19 protein-coding genes are annotated in these 22639 nt (G+C 69.3%); 9 read left to right on the top strand and 10 right to left on the bottom strand.

The window, feature by feature from the left end; all coding sequences use genetic code 11:
* Nucleotides 1–45: 45 nt before the first annotated feature.
* From ACFWV3_RS34505 to ACFWV3_RS34495, 3 genes are all read left to right on the top strand, one after another.
* Nucleotides 46–969: an NAD-dependent epimerase/dehydratase family protein gene (locus ACFWV3_RS34505; RefSeq protein ID WP_382417619.1), complete on the top strand. Its 924-nt coding sequence runs from the start codon at nucleotides 46–48 to the stop codon at nucleotides 967–969.
* 7 nt (nucleotides 970–976) lie between these two features.
* On the top strand, nucleotides 977–1486 hold the full coding sequence (locus ACFWV3_RS34500) for a GNAT family N-acetyltransferase (protein WP_382417617.1): 510 nt from the start codon (nucleotides 977–979) through the stop codon (nucleotides 1484–1486).
* An 82-nt stretch (nucleotides 1487–1568) separates the two neighbouring features.
* Nucleotides 1569–4736, top strand: coding sequence for a S8 family serine peptidase (locus tag ACFWV3_RS34495; protein WP_382417615.1), 3168 nt, complete (start codon nucleotides 1569–1571; stop codon nucleotides 4734–4736).
* 36 nt (nucleotides 4737–4772) lie between these two features.
* Here ACFWV3_RS34495 and ACFWV3_RS34490 read toward each other — a convergent pair whose 3' ends face one another.
* From ACFWV3_RS34490 to ACFWV3_RS34480, 3 genes are read right to left on the bottom strand one after another with little or no spacing between them, the layout of a single operon-like run.
* Nucleotides 4773–5507 carry a hypothetical protein gene (locus ACFWV3_RS34490; RefSeq protein WP_382417613.1) on the bottom strand — a complete coding sequence of 245 codons (735 nt, stop codon included), beginning with the start codon at nucleotides 5505–5507 and terminating at the stop codon, nucleotides 4773–4775.
* Nucleotides 5504–6010, bottom strand: coding sequence for an RNA polymerase sigma factor (locus ACFWV3_RS34485; protein ID WP_382417611.1), 507 nt, complete (start codon nucleotides 6008–6010; stop codon nucleotides 5504–5506). Before ACFWV3_RS34485 ends, ACFWV3_RS34490 begins: the two co-directional genes overlap by 4 nt.
* 46 nt (nucleotides 6011–6056) lie before the next feature.
* Entirely contained in the window at nucleotides 6057–6653 is a 597-nt protein-coding gene (locus tag ACFWV3_RS34480) for a MerR family transcriptional regulator (protein ID WP_382417609.1), read from the bottom strand.
* A 108-nt stretch (nucleotides 6654–6761) separates the two neighbouring features.
* Between ACFWV3_RS34480 and ACFWV3_RS34475 the strand changes: the two genes are divergently transcribed.
* The 4 genes from ACFWV3_RS34475 (at nucleotide 6762) to ACFWV3_RS34460 (ending at nucleotide 11508) form a co-directional block, all read left to right on the top strand.
* Nucleotides 6762–7652 (top strand): hypothetical protein, encoded by an 891-nt coding sequence (locus ACFWV3_RS34475; RefSeq protein WP_382417607.1) that lies wholly within the window; start codon nucleotides 6762–6764, stop codon nucleotides 7650–7652.
* Nucleotides 7649–8098, top strand: coding sequence for an ABA4-like family protein (locus ACFWV3_RS34470; RefSeq protein ID WP_382417606.1), 450 nt, complete (start codon nucleotides 7649–7651; stop codon nucleotides 8096–8098). The genes ACFWV3_RS34475 and ACFWV3_RS34470 overlap by 4 nt, the downstream gene beginning before the upstream one ends.
* Before the next feature lie 90 nt (nucleotides 8099–8188).
* Nucleotides 8189–9403 carry a thiolase family protein gene (locus ACFWV3_RS34465; protein WP_382417604.1) on the top strand — a complete coding sequence of 405 codons (1215 nt, stop codon included), beginning with the start codon at nucleotides 8189–8191 and terminating at the stop codon, nucleotides 9401–9403.
* Entirely contained in the window at nucleotides 9400–11508 is a 2109-nt protein-coding gene (locus ACFWV3_RS34460) for a 3-hydroxyacyl-CoA dehydrogenase NAD-binding domain-containing protein (RefSeq protein ID WP_382417603.1), read from the top strand. Before ACFWV3_RS34465 ends, ACFWV3_RS34460 begins: the two co-directional genes overlap by 4 nt.
* A gap of 45 nt (nucleotides 11509–11553) precedes the next feature.
* Here the strand turns inward: ACFWV3_RS34460 and ACFWV3_RS34455 are convergent, their stop codons facing one another.
* Nucleotides 11554–11871, bottom strand: coding sequence for a hypothetical protein (locus ACFWV3_RS34455; protein ID WP_382417601.1), 318 nt, complete (start codon nucleotides 11869–11871; stop codon nucleotides 11554–11556).
* Nucleotides 11872–12353: 482 nt separating this feature from the next.
* On the opposite strand from ACFWV3_RS34455, the gene ACFWV3_RS34450 reads away from it, so the two are divergent.
* A complete protein-coding gene (locus ACFWV3_RS34450) occupies nucleotides 12354–12704 on the top strand; it encodes a hypothetical protein (RefSeq protein WP_382417600.1) in 351 nt (116 codons plus the stop codon).
* Between the two features lie 101 nt (nucleotides 12705–12805).
* Here the strand turns inward: ACFWV3_RS34450 and ACFWV3_RS34445 are convergent, their stop codons facing one another.
* From ACFWV3_RS34445 to ACFWV3_RS34430, 4 genes are all read right to left on the bottom strand, one after another.
* Nucleotides 12806–13855: a hypothetical protein gene (locus ACFWV3_RS34445; RefSeq protein ID WP_382417598.1), complete on the bottom strand. Its 1050-nt coding sequence runs from the start codon at nucleotides 13853–13855 to the stop codon at nucleotides 12806–12808.
* Between the two features lie 2 nt (nucleotides 13856–13857).
* Nucleotides 13858–18201, bottom strand: a complete 4344-nt coding sequence (locus ACFWV3_RS34440; RefSeq protein WP_382417597.1) for a hypothetical protein — start codon at nucleotides 18199–18201, stop codon at nucleotides 13858–13860.
* Nucleotides 18202–18275: 74 nt separating this feature from the next.
* The gene (locus ACFWV3_RS34435; protein WP_382417595.1) at nucleotides 18276–18992 is read right to left on the bottom strand and encodes a hypothetical protein; all 717 of its coding nucleotides are present in this window, start codon (nucleotides 18990–18992) and stop codon (nucleotides 18276–18278) included.
* Nucleotides 18989–20554, bottom strand: a complete 1566-nt coding sequence (locus ACFWV3_RS34430; RefSeq protein ID WP_382417593.1) for a hypothetical protein — start codon at nucleotides 20552–20554, stop codon at nucleotides 18989–18991. Before ACFWV3_RS34430 ends, ACFWV3_RS34435 begins: the two co-directional genes overlap by 4 nt.
* A gap of 703 nt (nucleotides 20555–21257) precedes the next feature.
* Here ACFWV3_RS34430 and ACFWV3_RS34425 point away from each other — a divergent pair.
* Nucleotides 21258–21905, top strand: coding sequence for a CPBP family intramembrane glutamic endopeptidase (locus ACFWV3_RS34425; RefSeq protein WP_382417591.1), 648 nt, complete (start codon nucleotides 21258–21260; stop codon nucleotides 21903–21905).
* On the opposite strand, the gene ACFWV3_RS34420 is transcribed toward ACFWV3_RS34425, so the two are convergent.
* Both ACFWV3_RS34420 and ACFWV3_RS34415 read right to left on the bottom strand, forming a co-directional pair.
* Nucleotides 21896–22303, bottom strand: a complete 408-nt coding sequence (locus ACFWV3_RS34420) for a type II toxin-antitoxin system VapC family toxin (RefSeq protein WP_382417589.1) — start codon at nucleotides 22301–22303, stop codon at nucleotides 21896–21898. The genes ACFWV3_RS34425 and ACFWV3_RS34420 overlap by 10 nt on opposite strands.
* A complete protein-coding gene (locus ACFWV3_RS34415) occupies nucleotides 22291–22578 on the bottom strand; it encodes a type II toxin-antitoxin system Phd/YefM family antitoxin (protein ID WP_382417587.1) in 288 nt (95 codons plus the stop codon). Before ACFWV3_RS34415 ends, ACFWV3_RS34420 begins: the two co-directional genes overlap by 13 nt.
* Nucleotides 22579–22639: the final 61 nt, after the last annotated feature.

Raw genomic sequence — 22639 nt, 5'->3', positions numbered from 1 at the left:
GGAGCAACAGGTTCGACCCGATCCGATGTTCCCGAAAAGAGGACCATGCACCTGATCGTCGGCCGTGGCGCCACGGCCACCGCCACCGCTCTGTCGCTCGCCGAGTCCGGCGACGACGTCCGGATCGTCAGCCGCTCCGGCGACGGCCCCGGCCACCCCCGCGTCACCAGGATCGCCCTGGACGCGAGCGACACCACCGCGCTGACCGAGGTGGCGGCCGGGGCGACGTCGATCATCAACGCCGCCGCGCCCGCCTACCACACGTGGCCGCGGACCCTGCCGCCGTTGTTCGGCTCGATCCTGTCGGCCGCCGAACGCACCGGCGCCACCTACGTGATGCTCGGCAACCTCTACGGCTACGGACCCGTCGACGAGCCGCTGACCGAGGACCACCCGCTGAGCGCGACCGGTCCCAAGGGCGAGGTGCGGGCCCGCATGTGGCGGGAGGCCAAGGCCGCGCACGACGCGGGCAGGGTGCGAGTCACCGAGGTGCGCGCCGGCCAGTTCATCGGTCCCGGCGCGATCTCCGTGTTCGCCCTCACGGTGGTGCCCAAGGTCCTCGCGGGACACTTCGCCCTCGTGCCCGCCGCACTGGACACCCCGCACTCGTTCACGTCCATCGGCGACGCCGCGCGCGCTCTGGTCGCGGTCGTCCACGACGAGCGGGCGCTCGGCAGGGCGTGGCACGCGCCCGTCCTGGTCACGTCCGTGCGCACCGTCGCCACCCGCCTCGCCGAGCTGGCCGGCGCACCGACGCCCCGGCTCGCCGAGATGACCGACCGCGAGATGGCCCTGCTGGGCGCCACCTCCCCGCTGTGGGACGAGCTCGACGAGACCCGGCACCAGTCGCACCGCCCGTTCGTCGTGGACGCCTCCCGGATGGCGTCGGAGTTCGGCCTGACCGCCACCCCGCTCGACGAGGTCCTCACCGCGACGCTGAAGCAGGCGGATCCTCCCGGCGAGGGATGATCTCCCGGTGGGAGACGACAGCAAGGGCCGGTTCCAGGCGATCGGCACCGAACGCCTGGAGCTGGTCCCGTTGCGACCCGAGCACGCCGACGAGATGGCCGAGGTCCTGGCCGACCCGGCACTGCACACCTTCATCGGCGGCACCCCGCTCAGCCCGCGGGACCTCCGCACCCGGTACGAACGCCTGGCCGCGGGCTCACCGGACCCGGCCCAGCGCTGGCTGAACTGGGTCGTCCGCCTCCGCGCCGAGCACCGGCTGACCGGCACCGTCCAGGCGACGATCACCGGCGACACCGCCGAGATCGCGTGGGTCGTCGGCACGCCGTGGCAGGGCAGGGGCATCGCGAGCGAGGCCGCGCGGGGGCTGGTCGGCTGGCTCGGCACCCAGGCCGTGCGCACGGTCGTGGCCCACATCCACCCGGAGCACCACGCGTCGGCCGCCGTCGCCGCCTCCGCCGGACTGACGTCCACGGGTGAGCTGCACGACGGCGAGGCCCGCTGGCGGCGGCACCTTTGACAGTTGCCTAAGCGAAATATCGGCCTCGACTGCCGGACATATGCCCTCCGAGGAGCAGTCCGTCCCCGAGGAGAGGCCTCCGTTGAAACGAATTCTCCCCATCGCCGTGGTCAGCCTCGCGCTGACCGCGGCCGTCGTCGTCCCCGCAGCCGCGACCACGGCCGAGGTCGCGCCCGCCCGGCCCGGCGCACAGCACTGGATCACGCTGGTCACCGGCGACCAGGTGCTGACCGACTCCCAGGGCAAGCCGCAGCAGTGGAAGCCCGCGCCCGGTCGTGAGCACGTCCCCGTCTCCACAAGAGAGGACGGCACACATCTCTACGCCGTCCCCGCCGACGTCGAGCCGCTGGTCACCGAGGGCAGGCTCGACCGGCGCCTGTTCGACCTCGCCCTGCTCAGCAAGCCCGAGTACACCAAGCGCCAGGGCCTCGGCCTGCTCGTGTCGGGTGGCACCGGGCTCACGGCCGCCCGGACGTTCAGCCGCATCGGCGTCGACGCGGTGACGGTGAGCGCCGAGAACGCGGCATCGGTCTGGAAGTCGCTGGAGAACGCACGCGGGTCGAACACCACCGTCTGGCTCGACGCGGTGCACAAGGCGGCACTCGACCGCAGCACGGCGCAGATCGGCGCGCCGCAGGCGTGGCAGGCCGGGTTCGACGGCAAGGGCGTGAAGATCGCGGTGCTCGACACCGGCGTCGACAACACGCACCCGGACCTCGCCACCCAGGAGATCGCCGAGAAGAACTTCTCCGACTCGCCGGACAACCAGGACCGCGTCGGGCACGGCACGCACGTCGCGTCCATCGCCGCGGGCACCGGTGCGAAGTCGGGCGGGAAGTTCCGGGGTGTCGCGCCCGGCGCGCGCATCCTCGACGGCAAGGTGCTCGGCGACGACGGGTCCGGGTACGAGTCCGGGATCCTCGCGGGCATCGAGTGGGCCGTCGAGCAGCAGGTGGACATCGTCAACATGAGCCTCGGCGGCGACGACAGCCCGGTGCTCGACCCGATGGAGATCCTGGTCAACCGGCTCTCGCAGGAGACCGGCACGCTGTTCGTCATCGCGGCGGGCAACGCCGGTCCGAACAGCGTCGGCTCGCCCGGCAGCGCGGACGCCGCCCTCACCGTCGGCGCCGTCGACCGCGACGACGCGCTCGCCCCGTTCTCCAGCACCGGGCCGCGCAACGGCGACGGCGCGATCAAGCCGGACATCACCGCACCCGGTGTCAACATCGGCGCGGCGGCGGGCGGCGCGCTCGGACAGACCAGGCCTGGTCCCGCGGAGGGCTACATCTTCCTGAGCGGCACGTCGATGGCCACCCCGCACGTCACGGGCGCCGCGGCGATCCTGGCCCAGGTGCACCCGGACTGGCGCGGTGAGCAGCTCAAGGCCGCGCTGACGGCGAGCGCGAAGCCCGGCGCGTACACGCCGTTCGAACAGGGTGCCGGCCGCGCGGACGTCGCGAAGGCGATCAAGCAGACGGTCACGTCCGGCCCGGTCTCGTTCGGCACGGCGTTGTGGCCGCACCACGACGACGCCCCGATCACCCGCGACGTCCTCTACCGCAACGAAAGCGACCAGCCGGTCACGCTGTCGCTCAAGCTGGACGCCGCCGCACCACAGGGTTTCTTCACGCTCAAGGACAGCACCCTGACCGTGCCCGCGCACGGCACCGCGACCACGAAACTGACCGCCGACACCAAGCTCGGTGGCGACGCGGCCGGCACGTTCGGCGCGTACGTCACCGCGAGCGGCGGCGGCCAGTCCGTCGTCACCCCGGCGGCCGTGACCCGCGAGGCCGAGCGCTACACGCTGACCGTCAAGGCGATCGGCCGCGACGGCAAGCCCGCCGCGGACTGGGGCGCGATGCTGCAGGGCGTCACCGGGGACGCGACGGGCGCCTTCGCGGGCCTGGGCACCGGCCTGGAGTCCCTGCGCGTGCCGAAGGGCCGCTACCTGCTCAGCGGTCAGCAGTGGACCGCGCCCGGCATCCCCGGCGCGAACTACAACTGGTTCAACGGCACGAACATCGACGTCAAGGCGGACACCACGATCACGCTCGACGCCCGCCAGGCCAAGCCGGTCGACATCGGCCTGCCCGGCAAGCCCGCCGAACGCCATTCCTACATCAGGGTCGGCCACAAGATGCCGTCGACGGAGTACGGCTTCGGTCTGCTGGGCGTGCCGCTGAGCGCCCTCAACACCGCGCACGTCGGCCCGGAGGGCAAGGCGGGTGAGATGAACGAGCTCGTCGTGGCCTCCTACACCGGTGCCGACCGCGAGGAGTTCCACGTCGTCGACCAGTCCACGACGCTCACGAGGTTCTGGACGGGCTACCGCAAGCCGTTGAAGGACAAGGACCTCGTGACCATCGAGGCCTCGGCGGGCACCACCGCCGCGGGACGCCTGGGCTACGTGCACGCCCTGGCCGCGGTCGGCGACAGCCCGTTGTTCGGCGTCGCGTTCGGACATGCCCTGCCGCACCAGCGGAAGATGCGTCTCTACTCCCCCACCAACACGTGGGGTCTGCGCTTCGAGCAGGACAACGGCGACACCACCGAGGCGTGGTGGGGCGCGGACGACGAGACGTTCAAGCCGGGCAAGACCTACCAGAAGACGTTCAACACCGGTGTCTTCGGTCCCGCGCTGACGAACGAGCGCCGCGTCGGCCTGTACCGCGACGGCGACGTGCTGTTCGGCAGCCTTCCGTTCTTCGCCGACGGCCAGGGCCGCACCGGCGGTTCGGTCGTCGACTCCGGCTCGACGGTGCTCAAGCGGGACGGCAAGGTCGTCGACTCGACCGATCGGCCGCTGGACCTGGAGACGTTCTTCTCGCTGCCGGAGGGACGCGGCCGCTACGAGCTGACCACCACCGCGACCCGGTCGGGCGTGGCGACGGTCAGCACGTCGGTCACCACGACGTGGGGGTTCGACTCGGCGACGACCGGCGCCGTCACGCAGGTGCCGTTGTCGATGGTCAGGTTCACACCGGAGGTCGGCCTCGACGGAACCCTGCCCGCGCACCGGGTCCAGCGCGTCCCGCTGACCGTCCAGGGTGGCCAGGTGAAGTCGCTGACCACGCAGGTGTCCTACGACCGGGGCCGCACGTGGCAGCCGGCGTGGGTGGTGGGTGACTCGATGTTCGTGCTCAACCCGGGCAGGGGCGGCAGCGTCTCGTTGCGCGCCAAGCTCGTGAGCAGGGGCGGTGACTCGGTCACCCAGACCGTGGTCGACGCCTACCTCACGAAGTAGCCGGGCGGCCGCGATGCGCACCGCATCGCGGCCTCCTCACCGGAACGCCTCGTCGTAGATCCCGCGCAGCCCCGGCTCGTCCGGGCCGCTCAGCCCGCAGCCCAGGACGCGCATGTCGGACGCCGCGACCAGGAAGGTCCTGCCGACCTCCGGTTCGAACCCCACCAGCACCGGCGCGCCTGTCGCGTTCCTGACCTCGAGCACGTCCGCGTCCCCGCGCCAGGCCCGGCGCACCTGCAGGGTCACGACGTCGCCGTCAATCCGCAGCACCGTGCCCTCGAACGCCATCTGCGCGCTCTCCTGCAGCACCCCGGCTTCCGGTGCGCGGCACCGGATCCGCGGGTCCTCGGGTACCTCGGTGAGCACGACGACAGTGGTCTTGCGCCCGGCCGGCGAGCTGGGGCTCATGGGCGGCGAAGGCAGTGGTGTCACCGAGTTCGGCACGGTCCGCCCGGTCGTCGGCCGTCCCCCGCTGGTGTCGGGCAGCCCCTGACCGTTCTCCAGACCGGGCGGCGTCGTCGTCGGCAACGCGACCGGCGGGCTCGGCTGCCGTGGCGCGTCCCCGCCCGTCACCACGAGCGCTCCCGCGGCCACCGCGACCGCGGCCGCCGCCCCGACCAGCACCGGCAGCCTCAGCGACGACACCCGCGGCGCCACCGGACGGCGCTCGGCACCGGCCACCAGCCGCCGGACCTCCCCGTCGGGCAGCGGACGCAGCGAGGCCGCGGGGTCGGCGCGCCGCATCCGGTCGCGCAGCTCGTCATCCGTCACGACCGCTCCCCCTCCGCCTGCTCGTCCAGCAGGGACCTCAACCTCTTGCGCGCCCGGTGCAGCCGGATGCTGACCGCGTTGGCGCTCATCCCGACGACCTGGGCGATCTCGGCGGCGCCGAGCTCCTCCCACGCCCAGAGCCGCACCAGCTCGGCGTCCGCGGAGGACAGCCGCGCGAGGGCTCCGGCCAGCGCCGGGTCCGGGTCGTCCCGCGCGGGAGCGTGCTCGGGAGGCCGGGCCACCTGCCAGATCCGCACCAGCAACCGGTCCTGCCGGCGGCGCGCCCGGTCGGCGTTGGCGAGGCAGTTGCGCGCCACGGCGTAGGCCCAGGCCAGCGGCTCGGCGGGCATCTCGTCGCGGCGCCGCCACGCGACCAGCAACGTCTCGGACAGCACGTCGTCCGCGGTCGCCGCATCGGTCCGGCGCGCCAGGTACCGGCGCAGCGGCTCGATCAGCTCCTGCGCGACGGCCTCGAAGCCCGCCCGGCGCGGTTCCACGTCCACCTGCTCCACCCCGGGTCATGTCCGGCAGGACGCCCGGTCTTTCACCTCACCGCGAGTCGGTCTCGACCAGCTCGCGCGACACCTGCGCGTGCACGAGCCGCCGCAGGGCCTTGAGCACCTCGTCGCCGATCAGCGTGCCGACGACCATCCCCTCGATGACGGCGTCCCGCGAACCGAGGCGGGCGATGTACTCGAGGTCCGCCCTCGCGATGATCCGCAAGCCCTCCAGGTACGGCTCGAGCAGCTGCTGGAAGTGGTCGTGCCCGATCGAGCGGGCCGCCGACAGCGCCGCCGCGAGCATCTGGGTCACGCCGCTCCCGGCGATGTCGAAGCCCTCGGGCGCGCCGTGCCGGTCGCAGAACTCCTGCACGTCCTTGACCGCGAGCGGGTCGAACTCGGCCGCGCTCGGCCGGCTGATGGCCTCCTGCACGGTGCCGAGCTTGGTGTGCAGCGACTCCTCGCGGGTGTCGATCACCGCGAGGACCTCGCGCACGGCCGCGATGGACAGGCCGCCCACGTCCACCAGGGCGCGGACGAGACGCAGCCTGCGCAGGTGCTCCTCGTCGTAGTGGGCCTGGTTCGGGCTGGTCAGCACGCCGGCGGGCAACAGTCCCTCGCGCAGGTAGTACTTGATCGTCGGCACCGGGACGCCGCTTCTCTTCGAAAGCTCGCCAACACGCATATGGATAGTGTACCTTCCCGTTTGTCGATAGCGGAGAGTGCCGCTATCCATTCAACCGAGGGGGCTCGGATGTTGAGGACCATGCAGAACTGGCATCGGCCGTTAGTCGTCTTCGGCGTGCTCATGGTGCTGCTGATCCCGGTCTCGCTCGTCGGGCTGCTGGTCGACGACCGGACGGTGGTCAACTCGCCGATCTGGCTCAAGCCGCTCAAGTTCGCCGTCTCGCTCGCGCTCTACTCGTTCACGCTGGTGTGGCTGCTCACGTTCCTGAAGCGGTTCCAGCGCGTCGGCTGGTGGGCGGGCACCGTGCTCGCGGCGGCCGGCGCCGCGGAGATGGTCGTGATCGTCGGCCAGGTCATCCGCGGCAAGCGCAGCCACTTCAACTTCGAGACGCCGCTCGACACCGCGTTGTTCTCGATCATGGGCTCGACCATCGTCGTGCTGTGGGTGACGCACGCGATCGTGGCGATCCTGTTGTGGCGCACGGACATCGAGAACAAGGCGCTCGCCTGGTCGATCCGGCTCGGGCTGCTGATCTCGTTCCTGGGCCTCGGCGTCGGCTTCCTCATGACGAGCCCGAAGCCCGGCCAGGCGCTCGACGGCGACACGCTCGGCTCGCACACGATCGGAGCGCCCGACGGCGGTGCCTACATGGCGCTCACCGGGTGGAGCACCGAGCACGGCGACCTGCGGGTCGGCCACTTCATCGGCATGCACGCGCTGCAGGTGCTGCCGGTGATCATCGCGCTGCTCGGCGCCCGCGCCAACACCAGGATCGCGTGGGTCACGAGCGCGTCGTTCCTGGGGATCTTCCTGCTCGTGACCTGGCAGGCGCTGCGCGGCCAGTCGCTGGTCCAGCCCGACAGCACGACCCTGCTCGCGCTGGCCGGAATCGTCGTCGCGACCGCACTGGGACTGGTGTGGGCGCGTGAACCGAAGAAGGAGCTCGTTCCCGCATGACCGCCACCCTGTTCTCGCTGACGTTCCTGGTCGCCGCGCCGTTCTGGGCGCTGATGATCCTCGCGCCGAAGTGGTCCTGGACGCAGAAGACCGCCGAGTCCTACCTGATCGTGCTGCCGCCCGTGCTGATCTACGTCGTGCTGCTGATCCCGGAGCTCTTCACCGTGCTGCCGCTGGTCACCCGGCCCGAGATCGGCCCGCTGGCGGAGTACCTGGCCACGGACACCGGCACGGCGCTGGTGTGGGCGCACATGCTCGCGTGGGACCTGTTCGTCGGGCGCTGGATGTACCTGGAGGGGCGCCGGCTGAACGTCCACCCGCTGGTCATGGCACCCGTTCTGGTGATCACGATCCTGCTGGCCCCGGTCGGGTTGCCGCTCTTCCTCGTCATCCGCAAGGTGTGTGACACAACGAACAGGGGCGCCACTGTGGTTACCGGTCAGTAACTAGGGCTAGAGTTGGCGTTACCGACCGGTAGGGATGTCGTGCTGCCCCTCCGGAGTGGACAGAGTTGTCACCACAAGTGAGGAGACGCCGTGGCCGCACCAGCAGCGCCGGCACGCGTTCGGAACGTGGTCTTCGTCGACGGCGTCCGCACGCCGTTCGGCAAGGCCGGCCCCAAGGGGATTTTCGCCGAGACCCGTGCCGACGACCTCGTCGTGAAGGTCATCCGTGAGCTGCTGCGCAGGCACCCCGAGCTGCCGCCGGAGCGCGTCGACGAGGTCGCCATCGCCGCGACCACGCAGACCGGTGACCAGGGCCTGACGATCGGCCGGACCGCGGCGCTGCTCGCGGGCCTGCCGAAGTCGGTGCCCGGCTACGCCATCGACCGCATGTGCGCGGGCGCGATGACCGCCGTCACCACGGCGGCGAGCGGCATCGCGTTCGGCGCCTACGACGTCGTGATCGCCGGCGGTGTCGAGCACATGGGCCGTCACCCGATGGGCGAGGGCGTCGACCCGAACCCGCGCTTCCTGACGGACAAGATCGTCGACCCGTCCGCGCTGGTCATGGGCCAGACCGCCGAGAACCTGCACGACAGGTTCCCGGAGATCACCAAGGACCGCGCGGACGCGTACGCCGCCGCCTCGCAGGCCAAGTACGCGGCCGCGCTGGCCGCCGGCAAGATCGGCCCCGAGCTGGTGCCCGTCGCGACCCGGTCCGCGGAGAACGGCTGGGGCCTCGCCACCGCCGATGAGCCGCCGCGTCCCGGCACCACGGTCGAGGACCTCGGCAAGCTCAAGACGCCGTTCCGCCCGCACGGCCGGGTCACCGCGGGCAACGCGGCCGGCCTGAACGACGGCGCGACCGGTGCGATCCTGGCCGAGGAGGAGACCGCGCGCGAGCTCGGCCTGCCCGTCGGCATGCGCCTGGTGGGCTACGCGTTCCAGGGCGTCGACCCGTCGGTCATGGGCGTCGGACCGGTGCCCGCCACCGAGCGCGCGCTGTCCCGCGCGGGTCTGTCCATCGAGGACATCGGCCTGTTCGAGATCAACGAGGCGTTCGCCGTGCAGGTGCTGGCGTTCCTCGACCACTTCAAGATCGCCGACGACGACCCGCGCGTGAACCAGTGGGGCGGCGCGATCGCGACCGGTCACCCGCTGGCCTCCTCCGGCGTGCGCCTGATGACGCAGCTGTCGCGTCAGTTCGCCGAGCGTCCGGACGTCCGCTACGGCCTCACCACCATGTGCATCGGCATCGGCATGGGCGGGACCGTCATCTGGGAGAACCCGAACTGGAGTGGCAAGTGACCATCACCGCTGAAGAAGCCAAGGCGATCTTCCCCGATGAGGTCGTCACCCACGCCAAGACGCGTCTGATCACGGTGCCCGGCCTCGACAAGCCGGTCGCGTTCATCACGATCGACAACGGCCTGGACCACACCCGTCCGTCGACGTTCGGCCCGCAGTCGCTGGTGTCGCTCGGCGCGGCGTTCGACGAGGCCTACGCGGCCGAGCCGGCCGCCATCGCCGTCACCGGCAAGCCGTTCATCTTCGCGGTCGGCGCGGACCTGACGGCCGTCGAGCAGGCCACGGACCGCTCGCAGGGCGTGACGATCGGCAAGCTGGGCCACGACGTCTTCAAGAAGTTCACCGACTCGGACGTCCCGACCTTCGCCTTCGTCAACGGCGCGGTCATGGGCGGTGGCCTCGAGCTCGCGCTGTCGTGCCACTACCGCACGCTGGCGTCGAACGCGGCCGCGATCGCGCTGCCCGAGGTGTTCCTGGGCCTGTTCCCTGGCTGGGGCGGCACGCAGCTGCTGCCGAACCTGATCGGCGCGAACGACGCCGTGACGGTGATCTTCGAGAACGCGCTGAACCAGAACAAGATGCTCAAGCCGGCCGAGGCGCTGAAGCTGGGCATCGCGGACGTGCTGTTCGACTCCGCGGACTACCTGGAGCAGTCGCTGCTGTGGCTGTCGCAGGTCGTCCGCGGCGAGATCACGGTGCCGCGCAAGGAGATCGACCGCGGTGAGGCGTGGGACGCCGCCGTCGCGCGTGCCAAGGGCATCGTGCACGGCAAGACCAAGGGCGCGGCGCCCGGTGCGGCCAAGGCGCTGGAGCTGCTGGAGCTGGCGCGCGAGAACGACCTCGACAAGGGCTACGCCGCCGAGACCGAGGGCCTCGCGGACCTCGTGATGAGCGACGAGCTGCGCGCGGGCCTGTACTCGTTCAACCTGGTGCAGAAGCGGGCGAAGCGGCCGGCCGGCGCGCCGGACAAGTCGCTGGCGCGCAAGGTCACCAAGGTCGGCGTCGTCGGCGCCGGTCTGATGGCCTCGCAGATGGCGCTGCTGTTCCTGCGCCGCCTGCACGTGCCGGTCGTGCTGACCGACGTCGACCAGGCGCGCGTGGACAAGGGCGTCGGCTACGTGCACGCCGAGGTCGACAAGCTCGCGGGCAAGGGCCGGATCTCGCCGGACGAGGCCAACCGCCTGAAGGCGCTGGTCTCCGGCTCGCTCGACAAGGCAGCGTTCGCCGACGCCGACTTCGTGATCGAGGCCGTGTTCGAGGACCTCGCCGTGAAGCAGCAGGTGTTCGCCGAGGTCGAGGAGCACGTCTCCCCCGAGGCGATCCTCGCCACGAACACGTCGTCGCTGTCCATCACGGACATGGCGTCGAAGCTCAAGCACCCCGAGCGCGTCGTGGGCTTCCACTTCTTCAACCCGGTCGCGGTCATGCCGCTGCTGGAGATCGTGCGCGCCGAGCAGACCGACGACGCCACGCTCGCCACGGCGTTCTCGATCGGCAAGCAGCTGAAGAAGTCGTCGGTGCTGGTGAAGGACGCGCCCGCGTTCGTCGTGAACCGCCTGCTGACCCGCTTCATGGGCGAGGTCATCAAGTCGGTCGACGAGGGCACCTCCTTCGAGGTCGCCGACAAGGCCACCGAGCCGCTCGGCCTGCCGATGTCGCCGATGATCCTGCTGCAGCTGGTCGGTTCCGCCGTCGCGCTGCACGTGTCGGAGACGATGCACGGCGCGTTCCCCGACCGCTTCGCGGTGTCGGAGAACATGAAGAAGTTCGTCGCCGCGGGCAAGGGCGCCGTCTGGCAGTGGGACTCCGCCGGCAACCAGACCGTCGACCCCGAGGTGCTGGCGCTGTGGGAGTTCGGCTCCACGCCGCTGACCGGTGACGAGGTGAAGAACCGCGCGCTGGAGGCGTTGGCCGAGGAGATCCGCATCATGCTCGACGAGGGCGTGGTCGCGGAGGCGCAGGACATCGACCTGTGCATGATCCTGGGCGCCGGCTGGCCGTTCTGGCTGGGCGGCATCACGCCGTACCTGGACCGCACCGGCATCTCGGAGAAGGTGACGGGCAAGCGCTTCCTGGCGCCCGGCGTCGCTTCGGTGCCCGCGTAGCGCTGAGGTGGCTGAGGCCCCGGCTCTCTCGACGGAGCCGGGGCCTCACTCGTTCTCGGACACGTGCTGCTCCGCGGTGCCGTCCTGGCGGATGAAGTAGGCCTCGATCCGCGTGGCCCGCAACGTGACCTCGGATCCGGCCACCAGGTCGCGGTAGCGCACCAGGTCCGGCAGCCCGATGGCGACGACGTCGAACGGGTGCTTCTGGCGCAGCATCAACGACCTGCGCAACGCCTCGCTGAACGCCCAGCGGGGCGACTCGTCGTCCTGGGGAACCTCGACCAGCGCGCCTTCGAGCTGACGTTCGAGTGCGGCCCGCACGTGGTCCGCCGTGCCCCACGTCGCGATGTCCGTGACAGTCATACGACCCGTATCGGCTGGAATCGCGGGATCATTAGCCGCGAAGGCCTCGATCAGGTCATTCTTGTACCCGAACTGCTCACTTGATCAGCAAGCCGTCCTCTCGCGTTCGACTACTCGCTGACATCGAGTGTCGCTTTGACTGCGAGGAGTGATGTCGTTCACCGGTTGCTCTCGATCCAGCCGAGTTCGACAAGCCGAAATCGCCCGTCGAAAGGCGAGCAGGTACTGGGCCTGTGCGACTTCACCGCCCAGGCTTTCCCGAAGCACGGTCTGACACGGTCGACGGCTGTCAGACGCACGGGAACTCGACGAGTCCGTGCGCGAGCACGGTCCCGCTGCCGCCCGTCGAAGCGACCCCGCGCGTCATCAGGGAGATCTACCCGGACACGTTCCGCCGCACCGGCCGGGCCGTCTCGGGCACCGACCAGAGCAACAGCGCGGCGGAGCTGGGCAAGTGCATCGACCCGTGCACGGATCAGCTCATGAAGGCTGCCAGCGAGGCGTCTGCCTGGACCGGCGACGTGACAACCTGCACCACCCGTATCAACTCGACGCAGAAGGCGCTGGACGTGGTGCGGGCATCGGTCAGCAATGTCGGCCGGAAGCTCGTCGGGCTCACCGGCATCGGTGCCGTCATCGGCCTCGTCCTGGGCATCATGGGCCTTCTGGTCGGCATCGCCGCTTGGCGGGTCTCCTTGAAGCTCAAGGCGGACGAGCAGAACACCCAGCGCAAGCAGCCGTCTACGAAATGGCCGACCCGGCGCGGAAACTCGATGACGCTCCCGCACTCAAGCCTGCTCGCAGTCGCTCAGATCATGTCGGTTCACGACTGATGCGACGGAGCGCTCGGTCCTGCCACTGCGGAGTTGCGCATGGAAGCACGGTCTGCGGTGATCTGCAGCACCAGCAGTTCAGGACGATCAACATCATCCGATCAGACCGCGTCGAGCACGGCCAAGCGAGACGACAGCACCTCGTAGCCAACAGCTTCCTGTGGAAGGCGAGTCCCCGACGTCAACAATTCTCGTGCCACGTCGGCGAACGGACCGAGCCACGTCACGACCTCGGCGGCCACCCCTGCCGCGACCGAGGAGGCCGGACGCGCGACTCCCAGGTCGAACAGCAGTCGGTACAGCGACAGCGCCGGAGACACCGGCGGAAGCCCCGCCGACACCGCAGCGGTGTTCGCACTGATCGGTATCTGGAGTCCTTTCCAGTCGACGTCGCCGAAGTACGTGATCCGATCAGGTACGGGAGACAGCAGAGGTACCGACAACACCGCTGACGGAAACTGACCACCCGTTCCATAACCGACGTGCCGTCCAGGACCACCAGCGGCGGCACTGAGGCGGGTCGCCTCCAACAACGACGTGTAGGTGTGGTGATTCTCCGCTATGAGCAGGGCTGTGCCGCGTGGATCGACGCTCCCCGGAACCCACTGGGACACGAACGGGATCGGAACCGGGTGACAACGCAACAGACCCAGTGTCAGCGCCTCGGAAGTGAACAGGCGTGTCGCCACGAGCGCATCGAGCCTTTTCTCATCGCCGAACAACTCGAGCGATCTTTCCCTTACCGGCACACTGGGCCGAGCCGCGCCTCCATCGCGGAGAAATCCGGCGACGATCTCCAGCACCGCGACTTCTCCGGGCTTGACTGCGATCCGCCCGGCGCCTTCGAGTGCGGCAGGCCAGACGCGCGGATGTGGCGCTGATCGAACGGCGCGCTCACGAGGCGGACGCCGCACCCACAACGGCAAAGGCGGCGCGTCCCTCCCGTCGAAGTGGCGCGGGGAACTCGGAAACACCACCAGACCTGCCGCGGCGAGCTCGTCTAGCGCGTCTCGGATGTCGCCGCGTGCCGTTGGCGTGGTCGCCAAGCTGCGGTCGAACGCGACGGCCGCGCCGTACAGCACCTCGACGTCGATCTTCTGCCGTTGTGCGGCCGCGACGTGGTTGGCCAAGTGCAGAGCCAGCGAGCTCATCCTCATGACGCGACACCGTCCGTCGACGGGTCTTGTGCGACTCGCACGCTGGTGATGCCTTCGACCTCTGACCCGAAGCGGTCCTCCAGAACGACGTAGCGCCGAGTTCTCAGCGCCCCCGGTGTGTTGCGCATCCGCAGCACGTTCGGGAACTGTCCGACCGCGCCGAGGTCCTCCACTCCGGTCATGTAGACCAGCTGGACACCGTGCGCGGCTGCCACGTCCCGCTGGAGCCGCAGGAGCGCGACGTGGCTGGCGGTACCCAGGGGGTTGTCGAGCACCAAGGTGCCTCCGAGCGCGACCTTGCCCCGGCCGCGGTTGACCGCTCGCAGCCTCGCCAGCGTGCAGTAGAGCGCGACGCAGACGGTGAGTTTCTCCCCACCGGAGAACTTGCCCAGCCGCGTCACGTCCACAGGTTCGACTGCCAGATCGCTGTTCGGCTTGAGCACCTTGACCGTGAACCCGCGCGGCGCCACGGCCTCATGGACACACCGCTTGACCAAAGCGAGGCCTTCGGGCTTCGACTTCTCGCCGACGATGCGGTCCACGACGGCATCGATGCGAGCGTGAAGATCCTCCTCGCTCGCGGGCCGGACGAACCTGATCCGGAGGAACTGCTCGTTCGCCCAGCCACCCAGTGTCCCAGGCAGCTTCGAGTGCCGGTTGGCGGACTCCAGGTTCGCCAGCACCACCTGCACGAGTCCGGCGATCTGGCTCACGACCAACTGCTGGTCCCTGCCGATGTCGGCCAGCTGGCCCTCGATGGTCGTGCGGCGCACACGCATCTCTTGCGCACGGCTCGCCGCGCGCTCGGCGAGCACCTCGGAGTCGTCACCGGTGAACCGGTCCCGGATGGCGTCCGGGATGGTGGAGAAGCGAGTCTCCGATGCCAGCTTGCGCACTGCCAAGGTGGCCTGGTCGAGCTCCTGGCCTGTTGCGACGGCAACGCCGGCGGCCGCTGCCAGCGCGTCAAGCACTGTCTGCGTCGCGGTTTCGGCTTGCACGTCGTCACCGTCGAACGGTGTCATGGTCTGCGGCACGATCGCGGGTGCCGCAGCATCGGCGAGGCGGTGTGCGCGCTGGACGAGCACTTGAGCCAGGGTGCCGGCTCCGGAGGCGGCATCTCGTGCCTCATCGGCCTCCCGGTTCATCGTGGTCACCCGGCCGCTCATCTCCGTCGCCATCGCCGCGTTCTCGTCCGCCTGACAACGCGCTTCTTCCTCTGTCACGGGCTCGACGTCGAGCTGGGCATGCCGCAGCCTGTCCCGTGGTGTCCGGGCGGCGACTTCCTGCTTCGCTTGCTCGAGCTCGAACTCGAGGTGGTTCAGCTGAGTCCGCACGTCCGCTGCCCTCTGCCTGGCCCGTGTCCGCGCCGAGGCTCTGCGTTCGCCGTCTTGACCCTCACCGGTGTCAAGCAGTTCCTTCGCGCGCTCACGAATGGCATCTGGGCAACCAGCGAGCTCACGCCTCGCTCGTTCACCGCGCCGCGCGATGTTGTCCAGCCGCTCAGCGAGGACGGACTGCGCCGCGACAGTGCGCCATTGCGACTCCAGGTCGATGAAACGGCTTTGCAGCAACGACAACGGTTCGCCGGTCTCGGAGACTTCGACATGATGCTCCGCGTCGAGCAACGAGATCGCGCGACCTTCCTGTTCGTACCGCTCGCTCCGGGCGCGGTGCGACTCGACCTGTCTCCGAGCGTCACGTTCGGCCTTGCGCAACTCCTTCGCTCGACCAGCGGCTTGCTCCGCGATCCCGTTGTACGTCTGAACATCACGGTCGAACTGCTTGATGGCCGTCTCGATCCCGGGCAACTCCGCGACCTGGACAGCGAGAGTCTCCAGACGGTTGATCCGTCCTTCCAGAGACGTGAGCTGACCGGTCAACTCTCGCTCGGCGTCAGCATCGGACGACTCGTTTTCGTCCAGTTCCGTGATCTGCTCGCGGAGCTGTTCGTCGGCGTCGGCCGTGTCGTCGATCACCTGGCGGAGATCGTCGATCGTCTTCTCCAACGCGGCCAGGTGGCCCGCCGGGCAGTCGTTCAGCAACGTCTCCAGCGTGGCGAGAAGCGCCCGATCGGCGTGCGACTGCTCGTGGAGGCCGGCGATCCGCTGGTCCTGACCGTGGCGCCGCAGCTCGCGTTCGACACGGGCGCCGTCGGCGGCAACGGCGTCGAACAACGCCGGGTCGCTGGCAACTGACCACCATTCCGGTCGTATGCCGTGCAGCGCCTGTTCCATCTGCGCTGCGGTCGCGACGGCGACGTGCGCGACCGAACGCCATCCGTGTTCCTCCAGCGCCGCACGAGCCCGTGCGACGTCTATCCCGGTGATCACGACTCCCGCGGCCAGCTCTGCGACCACGGGGTTCTCCAGTGCCGCAATACGGCCTGCTTCGGGCACGAGGTCGCGGAACAGCTCCCACCCCGGTCGCGCCGCGGCGTCCGAGGACACGGAGGCGATCATTTCGGCCGCGCGCTGCGCATCGCGGGTGGTCGGGAGGAACGCGTCGCCGCGCAGGCCCTCCAGCGCTCGGTCGTCTTCCGCTGCGTCGACTCGAGTATCCACAATGGTCGATTCAGCGAGCGCGACCGCGTGGGTCAGCGCGGTGCGGAGATCAGCCGCTTCGGCCCATAGGTCAAGTCGTCCGCCATCTTCGAGTTGCACGAGTTCGGCGAGCCTCGCGTCGACGGCGAGCGCGTCAGCCCGTTCGACCAGCCTGCCGTGATCGGAAAGGAGCTGCTCTCGCTCCGCCCTCCTGGCTGCCAGTTCGGCGGTCAGTCTCCGGCTGTGGTCGACCAGCGCCCTGCGTCGCACCGGCCGCGCGGCCCGTCGTTGCCGCACGTCGCCGAGCTGCGTGTTCGCCTCGCGCTTGGCCGCTCGGTATTGCGCGAGGACCACCGCGGGATCAGCCTCCGGATCCGGCAGGTCTTCCCGGCTCACCGCCGCCTCGACCGCCTTGCGGAGCTCTACCACCCTGCCCCGCAGCTGCTCGGCACGCACTTCGGCTCCGGTCGCCGACTCCTTGTTCCGCTGGGCTCGGCCCTCCTCCGCCTCCGCGTCCTCATCAGCCTTGCCGGCAACCATCGCCTGGATCTGCCAGGCTTCTCGTTCATCAACGGCCAGGGCTGCGTAGCGCGCCTTCAGCGTCGCGGCGGCGACATCACGCCGGGCACGCAACGGAGCGCTCTGGCGCTCCTCCTCGTCCATCTGCCGACGCACGGACTCAGCCTCGGCCTCGGCCAGATCGGCCAGGGGTCCGACAGCCTCCCAGGCCGAGGCAACAGCCTCAGCGTGCTCCGACAAGCTCTCCCCCGTGTCTCGCGCTTCAAGCGCTGCGGCCTGGCGATGCGTCGCCGCGATCCGGAACAACTCGTTCGCCACGTCGTTGACCCGGTTGCGTTCGCGGTCCAGCTTCAGCGCTTCCGCACGGAGGCGCTCCTCTTCGGCGGCGAACCACTCGTAGTCCGACTCGTGCGCCTCTGCCGCCCGGCGAAACGCGCCGGCGAGCCGCGCGGCCGCCACTCTCGCCCTCGCTGCCTCGTCGTTCGCCTTCGTCGCGAGTAAGAATCGCTGGGCCAGAGAGTCGAGCCTGCCCGCCATCTCGGCGCAGAAGTCGCGATCGACGCGCAGGTCCTTCTTTCGGCCGATCACCTCGATGATCTTCCGCAGGTTGGTGGCCACCAGATCCGGCTCAGCGGGGTCGACTGTCAGGTCGACGAGGAAGTCGACGAACTTGCTGGTGGAGTTGAACTTGAACAGCTCGGCGACTCCGCCCTCCGAGTGGTTCATCTGTTTCTGGTAACCGAACAACGCGGGATCGAGGTTTCGAGCGGTGAGCGTTTCCATCCACTGCTTGCGCTGGTCGGTGATCGCGAACGACAGCTGCTGCGGCCGGGTGGCGGCGACTTCCTTGAGCAGCCGGACGAAGTCGGCCATCGTCCTCGTCCTGCCGGTCTCGTCGTGGACGGGGAGATGGTCGAGATCGAGCACCCCCGGCACCGCGAAGAAGGTGTAGTACCAGCCGTTGAGCTTGTCTCGATCCCGGTCGGGATCGATCGGCTTGCGCTGGTCGGCCCACTCGTAGACGGCTCCGGTGATGAGCCTGGGCGTGGGAAGCAGACCACCGTCCGGCTGTGCCGCCCACTCCGCGACGGTGTGGCTCGTGTCCCCGGAGGCGATGTAGTCCTCCAGGTACCGGTCGACCGATTTGCCCATGAAGTCTTTGCGCAAGGGCAGGACGAGAGCGAAGAACAAGGACAGCAGACTGGACTTCCCGCCTCCGTTGCGCAGCCACAGGATGGAGTCGACGGGATCACCGGGTGCATCCGCCGCAGCCGCCGACACGTCCAGGGTGAGATCGGTGAACCTGGCAGCCGGATCACCGACGCTGACCAGCCGGAACCTGGACAGTTGGTAGGTCATTTCGTCACCTCGTCGCGCCGGATCGCGGCCAGCAGGTCATAGGTCTCGTTGCCCGCGAGTTCGCCTGCTTGGACGCGAAACCGTTCGAGCAGCTGGAACGTCTCGGTACCGCGTGCAGGCGCGAGCCTCGCGAGGCCTTGGTCGACCATCCAGTTCAGGACGTGAGCCACCCAGTAGGTCGACGAGGCCGGCGAGCGACGTGCCTTGCCCTTGCCCTTGTCCGCCTTGTACGCGGGAGACAAGCGGTCGTAGGTCCGCCAAGCTTCGTCGAGCGTCTCGTCGTCGGCGGGTGTGCGCTTGAAGCGCTCGCACACCTCACGGACGAAGCGTTCGATCTCGTCGACTGACACCCATCGGACGCGATCGTCGTCGAAGTCAGCCGGAGTCGGATACGCGTAAGCGGTGATCCCGACGCTCACCAGTCCTACCAGGAGGCGTTCCGTCACGCCGTTGACGTTGGGCAGATCAGAAATCCGATAAGCGAACACCGACTCGCGGCGAACACCGAGCACCAGGCCGAGATCGGAATCCGAAAGCACCCGTACGTCCAGCCCGTCGAGCACGCTGTCCACGGCATTGCGGAACTCGACGTCGACCCGGTAGCGGCCGAGCAACGTCCGGTAGCCGGAATCCGCACCAGGGCGCGCTTTCGGGCGCAGCGCACACCCGATGAGCACACCCACATCGGCCAGATCACGCTGACTCAGCGTCATGAAGCCTCCCAGTCTCGTTGCACCGCAACGGAACACGTCTGAGCCCACCGTGCCAGCGCGTCCTCGTCCTCGGCGACGATGAGGTCGTCGCCGGACCAACCTGGCACGGTGATCAAGGCACCGTCGGCGTCGACAGCCGCGGCAGGGCCCAGCACGCGAGCAGCCGCGTCCACAGCCGTCGACGCGTCTTCGGTGGTTTCCGGTGCGTAGTTCCACAGCACGGCCAGCACGATGAGCCGCTCCACGGCCGCGCAGTCGACTTCGGCCGGAAGGTCTGCGGCTCGGGCAGCGAGCAGCAGCTCGGACAGTCGAGCGGGTAGCCCCACGTCCGCGACCACACTTGCCGCGACCCGCAGCACCTCCGGCGGCACGGCTGGTGGGTCCGGATCGCCGAGTTCGTCGTCAGGGATCGGCGGTGCCTCGCTCACCGGTTCGCGACGTGGCGCGAGCAAGTCGTCCACCAGGTCTGCGAACCGGACGAGCGGACGAACTCCGGGGCCTGCCATGAAAACGGCGAAGTTCTCAGCTGGGTCGACCGCGATTTCCGCAGGCAGGGCGAGCAGCGGCAGGAACACCCCGTCGGTGATGTCCGGGTTGCGCAGTCCCCCGACCGGCCGGAACGACTGCCGGGTCTGCTCGTCGAGGAAGACCGTCCGCGCTCCGACGAGTCGTCCGTGCAGCTCTGTGTGTCGTTGGCGGCATTCCTCGAGAAGCCCGGCAATGCGTGCCGCAGCAGTGGCGACAGCCGGCTCGGTGTCCGCGGCATCCAGCGCGCCGCGAACGTGGTCGAGCAGTTTCGCCTCGCCTGCGAGCCGCTCCTCCAGATGGGCACGGTTGCGTTCCAGCTGCTCCGGCACCTGGGTGGCCCATTGACCGAGCACCGTCCGGATGTCCCGAGTCGTGTCGGCCAGAAGTGTCCTCAGCTCGTCCGCGTACCGGACGGACAACAACCGTGACCTCTCGGCCGCCTTCTCCGCCTGTCCGAAGGCCCCGCGTTCGAGCTGCCTCGAGAGCATGAGCTCGACGGCGGCCTGCTCGTCCTCGACGTCGAACTCCAACCCGCCGACCAGGGCGTTGATGGCATCAGCCGACGCACGCAGCACGTTGACGCCACGGGTGTGTTCCTCGTGTTCGGTGAGCAACCGGAACTCGGCGGTGGTGAACCTGTGCAGGACGCTGCCATCGTCGGAGCGGGAGAAACTAGACACCCGGTACCTGAACGGCACCTCGCGTTCTCGTCGGTTCAGCAGCGCGTCCACCACATAGTGCGCGACGGCGACGTGCTCGTCGAACGAGCGCTCCGGGTTGATGTTGGCCGCCAACGCCGCCAACCCCGCGACCACCTCGTCATAGGTGACCTCGTCGTCGAAACCCTGTCTGGCGATCACCGTGTCGATCGCGGCCAAGGCCAACGTGACGACGTCGTAGCTCTGCTCGCCCCACACCTGCCGAGCGGCGTTGTCCGCCGCGTCGGCCACCGGACGGGTGCGCAGAAGCGCGTGAACACGATCGCCGAACGACTCGTCGAAGACGGCACGCCCGACTGTCGAAGGTTCGCTCACCCGGCGTCACCCCCTCGGTCTGCCGGTTGCTCCACCGTACGAGCGACCACCGACAGTTCTCAGTCCACGGACCACCGTGAACACCCGTTCAGCTCAGCGGTCACACCTGTTCGCGTGAAGCATCGCCACAGATCGTCGTGACGATCGCGATGTCGAACACCTGCCAGACGTTGATCGCCGGAATGTGAACTCCGGTTACACGCACCGGCGGCAATGAGCCGCGCCATGGCGCCGGCCTCACTGCTACAGAGTGACCTCCGCGAACTCCTGCACCCACGCGACCGTGATCCCATCCCGCTCTCCACCGCCAGCGGGTGCGAGGTGGGTTCGAGCTCCACCAACGCCCGGACGCCCAGCTCCTGCGTGTGCGGGTTGGTCTTGAGGTTCAGCGTCGTGGGCTCGCGGCCGGGCAGGATCGTCTACAGCCAGCCGAAGTGCGACGGCTCGATCACGCGCGCCGGGTCGTGTCGCCGCAGACCACGCACTGCTCCTCGCCGAGGATGCTGCGCGGCGTCTCGGCGACCTCCGGCGACCAGAAGACAGAAGACGGGCGCGGAGCAGTGAGCACGCGAACGGGAGGCCCTCGTGGGCCTGGCCGCAGCAAGTGCAGGTGACCCACAGGAAGATCGTGAGCGGCAGCATTGAGGTCATTGGTGATCTGGAAGGCGGTTTCGGTTCACCTTCGCCACCTGCCCTCGCGGCCGTGGCAGTCGTCGCGATCAGCACGCAACGCAAGGCATACCTGGCCGCCGAGTACGTCGTCGTCTTCTTCGGCCTCGCCCTCCTCCGCAACCTCTTGGCCCGCGGCACGAGCCCGATCCCCGTGCTCCTCGTCCTGGGCGGTGCGAGCGTGGCGTACCTGCTGCGATCGCGCACGTTCGACCGCCGCTCGCTCTGGCGCCCCGAGGAGGTCCGGCTCAAGCCGATCCTGGCGCTCTGGCTCGTCGCGGCGGCCGCGGCCGTCGTGGCCGTGCTGGTGCTGTTTCCGGACCAGTTGTTCGCGTTGCCGAAGGAACAGCCGCTGCTCTGGCTCGCGGTCTTGGTGTTCTACCCGTTGTTCAGCGTGTACCCGCAGGAGCTGGTGTTCCGCGCGTTCCTGTTCGAGCGCTACGGCCCGGCGTTCGGCACGTGGACGGTGGCGGCGAGCGCGGCGGCGTTCGGGTTCGTGCACATCGTGTTCGGCAGCTGGGTGTCGGTCGTGCTGTCGGCGGCGGGCGGCTGGCTCTTCGCCACCCGCTACCGCCGCACGCGTTCACTGCTCGCGGCGTCGGTCGAGCACGCGCTCTACGGCGTGCTCGTGTTCACCGTCGGGCTCGGGCAGTTCTTCTTCCACGGCGCCGTTCAGACCTGACGGATCGGCACGACCTCCACCAGCCGGTCCAGGTCCTTGAAGTCCTTCACGTTCATCGTCAGCACCGGAATCCGAGCGACCGCCGCCGTCGCCGCGATCTGCAGGTCCATCCGCCGCGGCCGAGGTGACCGGCCCGCCCGGCGCACCAGCGACGCCATCTGCCCGTAGACCTTCGCCTCCTCCAGGCCGAACGGCAGGATCTCGAACGTCTGCTGCGCCGCGTAGTACCGCTCGGTGCGCGCGGCCCGTTCGACCGGGTCGTCGACGTCGATCCCGAACGCGAGCTCGGCGATCGTGACGGCGCTGAGGTACGGCCGGGCGGTCACGTAGTCGCCCAGGTCCGCCCGCTCCAGCCTGATCAGCACGCAGGTGTCGAGCAGACAGCTCAGCTCTGCCACGGGCCGTCCAGCGGGTCGTCGGCGCCGAAGAGCTCGTCGGCGGCCGCGCGGTCGGCGTCCCACCGGTCGGCGTCGATCGACGGCAGGGTGCCGAACAGCACCTGCACGTCGCCGAGCGAGGGCCTGGTGACGGCCTCGCCGTGGTACGGCGAGAGCTGCGCTACCGGCTTGTTGTTGCGGGTGACGACGAAGCTCTCCCCCGCCTCGACACGGCGCATGATCTCCGCGTTGTCGTTGCGGAGCTCGCGTTGCCCGATGGCTTTGAGCTGCTGCATGTACACCAATGTAGCTCAACTCGCCAATAAGTGCTACGGAGTAGCTACAGCGTTCCCCGGC

This window comes from Lentzea sp. NPDC059081 (assembly GCF_042738015.1).
GTDB lineage: Bacteria > Actinomycetota > Actinomycetes > Mycobacteriales > Pseudonocardiaceae > Lentzea.
Note: the sequence above shows the minus strand (reverse complement) of the source record. Positions and strands in the feature narration are given on the sequence as shown.